Here is a 9,194-nt window from a genome sequence, read left to right as displayed (position 1 = left end):
TCGCGGGTTCGAGTCCCGTCCGCTCCGCCACTAATTTGAAGGCCTTCCCTGATGGGAAGGCCTTTTTGCTATGGGCGTTTTTTACCCAGTGGCCCACAGATTTGCACGCTTGGCGAACACAAAGCTCGGCCTCACGACCGGGTTTTGATGTTTTTAGCGTGTTAGACAGCCAGTGTTAGCATTTATCTGCCGGAAGATAACCAGACAGCCTGTTCTTATCACTATTTTCTAGTTATATCAGAGCGTTATCAGCTCAATTTACAGCCATTCGAGTGGTGCTATGGCCAACCAACTCAGGCTTTATCTGCATGCTGGCTACAAGGCAGCTCCATATTGCCCCCTCTCTTCTATCTTGGAGGCCAAGCTGCTTGGCTAGGTTGGGAATACCGAGATTGCCGGATTAATCAGGTACCGTTCAAGCAAAGAGGCCTTCCCGACGGGAAAGCCTCTTTGTTTTATCTATCAGCTGATTAGCATCACTCGGTCTATTTATCAGGGCTTCTCTTTGTTGCCAATGCTCAGGCCGAGCTTGATGGAGAGGGCCGCCAGTAACAGCAGCATCATGATCAGGGAGAAGAAGTTGCTGCCAAGCTCCGGGTATTGCACCTTGAGCAGCGCGGAGTGGCCGAAGACACCGATAAAGAAGCAGAGCAGAGTGCAGATGGGGGTGTTGCCCACCATTGGTTCATGGCGATAGTGCTGGAACAGCTGATAGGCCGCCAGCCAGAGGGCAATCAGCGGGAAGAAGGAGAAAGGCACAACCGAGTTGGTCAGCACGGCCAAAGAGGCATCGCCACAGATACCAATCAGCATGGCCATGGCGAGCGGTTTTTTCGGGATCATAAGCTGTTCAGTCATATCGTTCTCCATCCTGTGGTCATGGGTGAGGTTCACGGCGCTTCTGGTTTTGTACCTCGGCGCCCATGGCGATCATCCGCAGTTGGCGAATTGTTCGGTCAGAGAGTGCCCGGCACTCTTCGCTGGTCATGTCGAGTGCATCGGCACCGGCACTGAAGACGATGGTGACCATGGCTTCTGCCTGGATGTAGGCATCTTCCCGTGGTGCTTCGGTGGTGGCTTCCAGATAATCGGTCAGCTCTGCGATAAAGTGCTGGATTTCGCGAGCCACCGCCTGACGAAAGGCGGCCGAGGTGCCGGAGCGTTCCCGTAGCAGCAGCCGGAAGATGTTGGGGTTGTTCTCGACGAACTCCATAAAGGTCTGCACCGAAGTGCTGATGACACTGCCGCCACCGGCAATGCGCTGGCGTGCCTGGCGCATCAGTTGGCGCAGGGTGAGACCTCCTTCGTCAACCAGGGTCAGGCCCAGCTCCTCCATATCGCGAAAGTGGCGATAGAAAGAGGTGGGCGCGATACCCGCTTCACGAGCGACTTCCCGCAGGCTGAGATTGGAGAAACTGCGATTGGCGCACAGTTGGCTGAATGCAGCATCGATCAATGTACGCCGGGTTTTTTCTTTTTGTTGAGCGCGAATACCCACGAAATCAGTCACCTTCAGCTTAACGAGGACAAATGATAACCCGAAGGCGCCTCAGGATCAGGTTTGTATCCTACTTTTTTACCATTGACCGTGAGGAAATCACCATAGAAAATGGCTAACAGCTGTTCGCTGAAAGGATGCAATGAGATGGCCAGACCCCCCATTATTTTCACCAATACCCTGCTGTTCTCCCTCTCCGGGATAGTGGCGTTGATTGTCGTGCCCTGGTACGGCATGAGCCACGGTTACGATCTCTGGCAGTGGGCCAGTTTCCTGTTGTTGTTCTGCCTGAGTGGTCTCTCCATCACCGCAGGCTATCACCGGCTCTGGTCGCACAAGGCCTACAAGGCGCACCTCGCTTTGCAGTGGTTGTTTGCCATCGGCGGTGCGTTGGCGCTGCAGAATTCGGCCCTGCACTGGTCGGCCGATCACCGCCGTCACCATCGTCATGTGGATGACAACGATAAAGACCCCTACAGCGCGGGGCGCGGCTTCTGGTATTCCCACATCGGCTGGATGTTGCGGGAGCATCAAGGAGATCGCTATGGCGATTACAGCAATGTGCGTGATCTGCAAAACAACCCGGTGGTCGCGTTTCAGCACCGTCACTATCTGACACTGGTGCTGGCGACCAATCTGGGCCTGCCGCTGCTGCTCGGCCTGTGGCACGGGGACTTGCTCGGCATGTTGCTGTTGGCGGGCGTGCTGAGGATGGTGATGACTCACCACACCACCTTCTTCATCAACTCGCTGGCCCATATCTGGGGCAGTCAGCCCTATACCGATCGCAATACCGCTCGCGATAACGGCATCCTGGCTTTTTTCACCTTTGGCGAGGGGTACCACAACTTTCACCACCTGTTCGAGAATGATTACCGCAACGGCATTCACTGGTGGCAGTTCGATCCGACCAAGTGGTTGATCCGGCTCGCCTCTTGGTGTGGTCTGGCGGGGGATCTCAGATCCTCGCCGGAGGAGCGTATCGAACAAGCCCGGCTGCAGATGCAGCTGAAACGGGCACAAGCCAAGTTGCGCAAGCAGGAAGATCGTGAACTGTGGCAGGCGCTGCTGCAGGAGGAGTACGACAAGCTGAGCCAGCAGTTGCAACACTATTACGCCAGTCGCAAGCGGCTGCTGGAGCTGCGCAAGCGCAAGGCGCTGGCGCGCTATGACCGCCTCAAGCTGCAACTGGAGTACCGGGCCCTGCGGGACGGCTTCATCGCTGGTAAACGCAACTGGAGTCGTTTGCTGGCAGGTATTGCATGATGCCGTCCGATTATCACAGAGACTAAAAGAGAAGACCGCCTGCTGGCGGTCTTCTCTTTTATGATTCAACTCAAGCTAGTTGGCTTGGCTCTGCTGTTGCTGCAACTGATCCAGTGCCTGTTGCTCCTGCTGGCTAAGACCCAGCTGTTCGCAGGCCTGCTCAAAGCTGATCCCCAGATGGCACATCATGATATCGATGGCGGGCAGATAGTTCTTCATAGCTTCTTCCATGGTGATCCTCCAGACCCGTCACTTATGCCCTGAACCACTCGGTGCGGCAATTAGACTTTAGGCTTAGTCTGTCCATTTGATAAGCACCCCTGCCACTGGGGGAGGGAATTTGTTACCCTGCACCATGATAAAAACGGTTGCCGTATGACTGCGAGCAACAGGTGAGGAGCAGGGCATGTTATTGAGTTTCTTGATCATCGCTTCAGGTTGGTGGCACATCCGTGCTGCCTACGGTTCAGACAGCCGCCAGTTCTATATCAGCAAGCCGCTGACCATGCTGCTTATCATCGCGTTGGCGTTCGGCTACCAGAGTTATGACCACGACGGTTCACACGCCTGGATCCTGCTCGGCCTTTGTCTCTCGCTGGCGGGCGATGTGCTGCTGATGCTGCCAAGCGATCGCTTCATTCAGGGGTTGGCGGCATTTCTTGTCGCGCATCTCTGCTATATCGTCGGTTTTGCCCAAGGGCCATTGCTGCTCAATCTGGTGGATGGTTTGCTGCTGTTGCTGATCGCCGGCATGGTATTCGGCCTGTTGTGGGGCAAGCTGGGGGAGATGCGGATCCCGGTCTTCTGCTACATGCTGGTGATCATCGGCATGGCCTGGGTGGCTGCCGGTGCCTGGCACGCCTCTCTCACTGCCGGTTCGGCCGCCGCTCTGGTGGGGGCGCTGATGTTCCTCTTCTCCGACAGTATGCTGGCGCTCGATCGCTTCCGTCGCCCCTTTCCCCACGCCCGCGCCTGGGTGATGAGCAGCTACTTCGCGGCGCAATTCCTGATTGCAGGGTCGCTGGCGGGATAACGCCTTCTGGTTGAGTGCAGTTAACAGATAACGAAAAACGGGCTTTGGCCCGTTTTTCGTTTTATGCCCCGGCGGTTTTTCACGCCTCTAGCGGTTCGGCATCCGCTGCCCGTGGGGTGGGGGATTTGAGCAACAACATCAGGCCGCTGGCGATCAGCAGGAAGATCCCCATGATGTAGAACACCTGGTTGTAGGCCATGATGGCCGCTTCCCGGTTGATGGTATTGGCCAGTATGGCGTGGGCTTGCTGCTGGGCTATCTCGGGGCCTGACCCCTGCGCCATCATGCTCTGGGCCAGCTGCAGCAGATAGCTCTGCCCCTCGATACTGCTGGCGGCCAGAGTGCTGCCAATCTGCAGCACATGGGTGCGGGTATCGTTGTCGAGCAGGGTCGCGATGATGGCGATACCGAACGCACCACCGAGGTTGCGCAGCACGTTGAGCAGAGTCGAGGAGGAGGGGATCTCGTCGTGGTTCAGGCTGGCGGTGGCGACCAGGGAGAGCGGCACCATGATGAAGGGCTGCCCCAGCGCCCGCACGATAAGCGACTGGATCAACTGCGGCCCGGCGTAGTCGGCACTCATGTTGACGTTCATAAAGCAGCTGACGGCGAAGATCAGGAAGCCGAAGCTCACCAGATAGCGCGGGTCTATCTTGTGGGTCAGTTTGGGCACCAGTGGTAGCACCAGCAGTTGCGGCAGCCCCATCCACATCAGTACCTCGCCGATTTCCAGCGCGTTGTAGTTGTGGATCTGGGTCATATAGAGCGGCAACACATAGATGGAGCCCATCAACGCCATACCGAGGATCAGATAGGCGAAGCAGGCCAGCGCGAAGCGCGGGTTGTGCAGCAGCCGCAGATTGACCAGCGGGTGACGGCGGATCAGCTGGCTGATGACAAAGAACACCAGCGCCACCGCCGAGATGACCGCCAGTCGCACGATGAAGCTTGAACCGAACCAGTCTTCCCGGTTGCCCTCCTCCAGCACTACCTCCAGCAAGCCGAGGCCAAGTGCCATGGTGACGATGCCGATAAGGTCGACCCGCTTGATCACGGCCCAGTCCACCGGTTTTTTATCCAGCCCGTGGGCCAGCATGGCCATCACCAGCAGTCCCGGCGGCACGTTGAGATAGAAGATGTAGTGCCACGACATCTGCTCGGTGAGCCAGCCGCCGAGGGTTGGGCCGATGGCGGGGGCGAAGGTGGCACAGAGGCCAAACAGCGCCATGCCGGTGGCCCGCTTCTGTAACGGCAACAGGGTGACGATGAGGGAGAAGGCCATCGGGATCAGCGCCCCGCCAGTGAAGCCTTGCAGCGCCCGGAAGACGATCATGCTGGTGAGGTTCCAGCTGAACGAGCAGAGCACGGAGGCGGCGATAAACGCACTGGTGGTCCAGAGCAGGTAGCGGCGCACGCTCAGCCCCCGGCTCAACCAGCCGCTCAGGGGGATGGCGATCATCTCCGCCACCAGATAGGAGGTGGAGATCCAGGAGCTCTCGCTCAGGGTGGCCGACAGGGCCCCCTGAATATCCTTCAGAGATGCATTGGTGATCTGGATATCGAGGATGGCCATGAAGGCGCCGATAAGGCCCCCCATGACCGCGATCCAGTTGCGACGTGGAATGGGTTCCATCAGTTGGCAGCCACCACGGGATCAGGAGTGCGGGTATCCACGATCACTTCGGTCGAGAGACCCGGCAGCAGCTTGCCTGCCAGCGGGCCCGGCTCGGGGATGCGGATCTTCACCGGTACCCGTTGCACAATTTTGGTGAAGTTGCCGGTGGCATTCTCCGGCGGTAGCAGAGCGAACTTGGCGCCGGTCGCCGGAGCCAGGCTGTCGATGATCCCCTCGACCGGTTGATCCGGGTAGGCATCGAGTACCACTTCGACCTTCTGGCCCGGCTGCATATGAGCGAGCTGGGTCTCCTTGAAGTTGGCCTCGACCCACACCTGCTGCAGCGGCACCAAGCTGGCGACCTGCATACCGGACTGGACGTAGAGCCCCTCCCGCAGGCTGCGCTTGCCGATGATGCCATCGGCCGGTGCCCGCAGCTCGGTATAACCTAGCTCCAGCTTGGCCTGCTCCAGTTGTGCTTCGCTCAATGCCAACTTGGCCAGATTCTGTTTGCGTTCAGCATCCAGTACCAGCAGTCGCTCACGGGCCGCCTGCAGGGCGGCTTGGGCCTCCCGGGCTTGCGCCTGATTGACCTGCAGGCCGGCACGAACCTCGTCCAAACTGTCTTGCGAGCTGTAGTGGCGCTGGTTGAGCTGACTGATCCGGTTGACCTGCTGGCTGGCACGCAGCTGTTCGGCATTGGCGGAGGCGACCTTGGCCTCGGCCTGCTGGATCAGGCTTAGTTGTTGGGTGCGGGTGGCAGCCAGATTTTCGGCCGTCGCCTGATTGAGGCGCAGGTCGGCTTCGGCCTCCGCGACCCTGGTTTTGTATTCGCGATCATCGAGACGGGCTATCAGTTGGCCCGCTTTGACCGGCTGGTTGTCGGTCACCAGCACTTCGCTGATATAGCCGGGCAGCTTGGAGCTGATCCCGGTTACCTCGCTCTGGAGATAGGCGTTGTCGGTGCTCTCGAAATAGCGGCCGTGGAGATACCAGTAGGCGGAGAAGAGGAGAGCGAGCAGGGCCAGGATCATGGCGGCCAGGAGAGGGATTTTCTTGTGTTGACTCATTTTGGAGATTCCTGAACGTAAGGGGCGCAGGCTAACACTGGTCAACTGTTTCGATTAGTATTGGTTCACGAGATATACAGTTTCACTGGTGCAACAATGGATCTCAATGCCGCGTTAATTCTGGTGCGTATCGTCGACAAGGGCTCGTTTACGGGGGCCGCCCGCGAGCTGGGGATGACCAAGGCGATGGTCAGCCGCCGCATCGCCGAGCTGGAACAGCGGCTCGGAGTGCGTCTGCTCTATCGCTCCACCCGTCAGCTCACTTTGACCGAGGAGGGGGAGAAGTACTACCTGCACTGCAGCAAGGCGGTCGATGCCCTGACCGAAGCCGAGCTGATGCTGAGCGCCAGTCAGCAGGAGGTAACCGGCACCCTCAAACTGGCGGTACCCATCGAGACGGGGCAACTGGTGGTTGGGCGCTTGGTCGCCAAGTTTTTGCAGGCCTATCCCGCCCTGCAGGTGGAGCTGGAGCTGACCAACCGGGTGGTGGACCCCATCAGTGAAGGGCTGGATGCGGTGGTGCGGATTGGCGACATGAGCGACTCCAACCTGGCGGCGCGCCGACTCTGGAGCACCGGAAGGCTGCTCTGTGCCAGCCCGGACTATCTGGCCCGTAGTCCGGTCATCGAGCGGCCGGAGGATCTGGCCAACCACGAGCGGGTGACGGTGAGCAGCGGGTTTCTCGCCTCTCACTGGTGCTTCGAGCTGGATGGCAGAGAGGTGCTGGTTGACCCCCCATCCCGTTTTCGGGTCAATAATATTACCTGTGCCCGGGAGGCGGCGAAGGCGGGGCTGGGGTTGGCCTCGTTACCCGCTATGCTCTGTCAGGATGAGCTGGCCAGCGGCGAGCTGGTGATCCTGCTGCCAGAGTGGCAGCAGCCCAGGGTGCCGATTTATTTGCTGTTTCCGGAGCGGCAACTGATGCCGCGCAAGTTGCGGGCATTCATCGATTTCATGATTGATAACGGCGCCGAGTTTGGCATCGACAAGTTGTTGTAAGGGGGAGCTATGGATAACTGGATCAATCTCTATCGCGCCTCACACACCCTGGAGGCGCACGCGTTGAAAGGGGCGCTGGAGGCGGAAGGGGTGCTGGTGCGCCTCAATGGCGAGGGGCTGTCGGGCGCCCTTGGCGAACTGCCGGTCGACATGTTGCAGGTGACCCTGATGGTGCGGGCCGAGGATCGCAGCAAGGCGGGACGGGTCATCGAGCGTTACCAGCAGCGTCAGGGTAACGGCTGGCTGTGCGGCCAGTGCGGGGAGGAGAACGGCGCCAACTTCGACGTCTGCTGGCGCTGTCATCACGATCCCCACGATAGCTGATCTCTCTTCCGCTAGCGCGGCGGGAACTCGATATCTTCCCCTGCGCTGGCATCGTGATAGGTCGCCAGATCCAGCTCGTTTTCGCTGCGGGCGATCAGCACCGACACCAGAATATCCCCCGAAACATTGACCGTGGTGCGCGCCATGTCGAGGATCCGGTCAATGCCTGCAATCAGTGCCACCCCTTCCAGCGGCAAGCCCACCGCCGTCAGGGTCAGGGTCAGCAGCATCAACCCGGTGCCTGGGGTGCCAGCGGTGCCGATACTGGCCAGGGTAGCGATGCTGATGATGGTCAGGTAATCGACCATGTGCAGCTCCACACCGAATGCCTGAGCTACGAACAGCGCAGTCACTCCCTGATAGAGGGCGGTGCCATCCATGTTGATGGTGGCGCCGATGGGCAGCACCTTGGCGGTGATGGCGGGGGAGACTCCCAGCCGCTTCTCGGCGCAGGCCAGACTGATGGGCAGGGTGGAGTTGCTGGAACTGCTGGTAAACGCAACCGCCTGGGCGTCAACGATGCTCTTGAAGTAGTGCAGCGGATTGAGCCGTGCCAGCAGGAGCAGCAGGGTGCTGTAGACCCCGAGCACGTGCAGCAGGCAGCCGAGGTAGACGGCGCCGATCACCTTGAGCAGCGGCAGCAGCAGGTCGAGACCGTACTTGCCGGTCATCCAGGCCATCAGGGCGCAGACACCGTAAGGCGCGAGCGCCATCACCATCTGGGTCAGCTTGAACATCCCCTCGGCCAGCGAGGTGAAGAAGAGGATGGCGGGGCGGCCACGGCGACCGCTGGCATTGAGGGCGACCGCCAGCGCCACCGCAAAGACGATCACTTGCAGGATCTTGCCATCCACCATCGCCTGTACCGGGTTGCTCGGCACCAGATGGCTCAGCACGCTGGCCAGGGTGGGTGGTTCCGACATACCGATCCGCTCATAGGGGCCCATGTCGGCACCCATGCCGGGCTCCAGCAGCCAGCCCATCATCAGGCCGATGCAGATGGCGATGGCGGTCGAGCAGAAGTAGAGGCAGATCGCCTTGCTGCCGATGCGATCGAGGGCCTTGCCCTTGAGCAGCGAGGTGAGACCGGCGATGACCGAGCAGAAAATGAGGGGCACCATCAGCATCTGGATGGTGTTGACGAACAGGACACCAAGGGGCTTGAGCAGCAGGGCTTGCTCTTCAAAGCCGACGCCCAGACCCACCCCTGTCAGCATGCCGATCAGGGTCTTGAGCCAGAGTGGTCGGCGGGTCCAGATCTGCCAGGGCTTGAGAGCCTCTCCATGGAACAGCATGACGCCAATATCCTTATACATTGTCTGCGATGGCCAAAAAGGGGCGCCAGTGTAGCGATCCCTGACGCGGGTTGCCACATTATCGACAAAGCGG

At 59.5% G+C, this 9,194-nt stretch carries 10 protein-coding genes; 4 read left to right on the top strand and 6 right to left on the bottom strand.

Going from position 1 to position 9,194, the window contains the following annotated elements; genetic code table 11:
* Positions 1–492 precede the first annotated feature (492 nt).
* Positions 493–858 carry a YijD family membrane protein gene (locus G5229_RS15100; protein ID WP_005339919.1) on the bottom strand — a complete coding sequence of 122 codons (366 nt, stop codon included), beginning with the start codon at positions 856–858 and terminating at the stop codon, positions 493–495.
* 19 nt (positions 859–877) lie between these two features.
* The gene (gene fabR / locus G5229_RS15095) at positions 878–1,498 is read right to left on the bottom strand and encodes an HTH-type transcriptional repressor FabR (RefSeq protein ID WP_005339921.1); all 621 of its coding nucleotides are present in this window, start codon (positions 1,496–1,498) and stop codon (positions 878–880) included.
* A 147-nt stretch (positions 1,499–1,645) separates the two neighbouring features.
* Between fabR and G5229_RS15090 the strand changes: the two genes are divergently transcribed.
* Positions 1,646–2,764: a fatty acid desaturase gene (locus G5229_RS15090; protein ID WP_421209480.1), complete on the top strand. Its 1,119-nt coding sequence runs from the start codon at positions 1,646–1,648 to the stop codon at positions 2,762–2,764.
* Positions 2,765–2,839: 75 nt separating this feature from the next.
* Here G5229_RS15090 and G5229_RS15085 read toward each other — a convergent pair whose 3' ends face one another.
* Entirely contained in the window at positions 2,840–2,995 is a 156-nt protein-coding gene (locus tag G5229_RS15085; protein WP_005348505.1) for a hypothetical protein, read from the bottom strand.
* 175 nt (positions 2,996–3,170) lie between these two features.
* Between G5229_RS15085 and G5229_RS15080 the strand changes: the two genes are divergently transcribed.
* The gene (locus G5229_RS15080; protein WP_005348507.1) at positions 3,171–3,797 is read left to right on the top strand and encodes a lysoplasmalogenase; all 627 of its coding nucleotides are present in this window, start codon (positions 3,171–3,173) and stop codon (positions 3,795–3,797) included.
* Positions 3,798–3,876: 79 nt separating this feature from the next.
* Here the strand turns inward: G5229_RS15080 and G5229_RS15075 are convergent, their stop codons facing one another.
* Positions 3,877–5,430, bottom strand: a complete 1,554-nt coding sequence (locus G5229_RS15075; RefSeq protein WP_421209478.1) for a DHA2 family efflux MFS transporter permease subunit — start codon at positions 5,428–5,430, stop codon at positions 3,877–3,879.
* Positions 5,430–6,482 carry an HlyD family secretion protein gene (locus tag G5229_RS15070; protein ID WP_201944010.1) on the bottom strand — a complete coding sequence of 351 codons (1,053 nt, stop codon included), beginning with the start codon at positions 6,480–6,482 and terminating at the stop codon, positions 5,430–5,432. Before G5229_RS15070 ends, G5229_RS15075 begins: the two co-directional genes overlap by 1 nt.
* Before the next feature lie 96 nt (positions 6,483–6,578).
* On the opposite strand from G5229_RS15070, the gene G5229_RS15065 reads away from it, so the two are divergent.
* Together G5229_RS15065 and G5229_RS15060 are read left to right on the top strand one after the other, a co-directional pair.
* Positions 6,579–7,481: a LysR family transcriptional regulator gene (locus tag G5229_RS15065; protein WP_005357631.1), complete on the top strand. Its 903-nt coding sequence runs from the start codon at positions 6,579–6,581 to the stop codon at positions 7,479–7,481.
* A 9-nt stretch (positions 7,482–7,490) separates the two neighbouring features.
* The gene (locus tag G5229_RS15060; RefSeq protein ID WP_005339933.1) at positions 7,491–7,805 is read left to right on the top strand and encodes a DUF2007 domain-containing protein; all 315 of its coding nucleotides are present in this window, start codon (positions 7,491–7,493) and stop codon (positions 7,803–7,805) included.
* 11 nt (positions 7,806–7,816) lie between these two features.
* Here G5229_RS15060 and G5229_RS15055 read toward each other — a convergent pair whose 3' ends face one another.
* Positions 7,817–9,100 carry a dicarboxylate/amino acid:cation symporter gene (locus G5229_RS15055; RefSeq protein WP_042052525.1) on the bottom strand — a complete coding sequence of 428 codons (1,284 nt, stop codon included), beginning with the start codon at positions 9,098–9,100 and terminating at the stop codon, positions 7,817–7,819.
* Positions 9,101–9,194: the final 94 nt, after the last annotated feature.

This window comes from Aeromonas sp. 602396 (assembly GCF_049173735.1).
In the GTDB taxonomy this organism is placed as follows: Bacteria; Pseudomonadota; Gammaproteobacteria; order Enterobacterales; family Aeromonadaceae; genus Aeromonas; species Aeromonas veronii_A.
The sequence above is the reverse complement of the archived record's forward strand: the minus strand, read 5'-3'. Positions and strand labels throughout refer to the sequence as shown.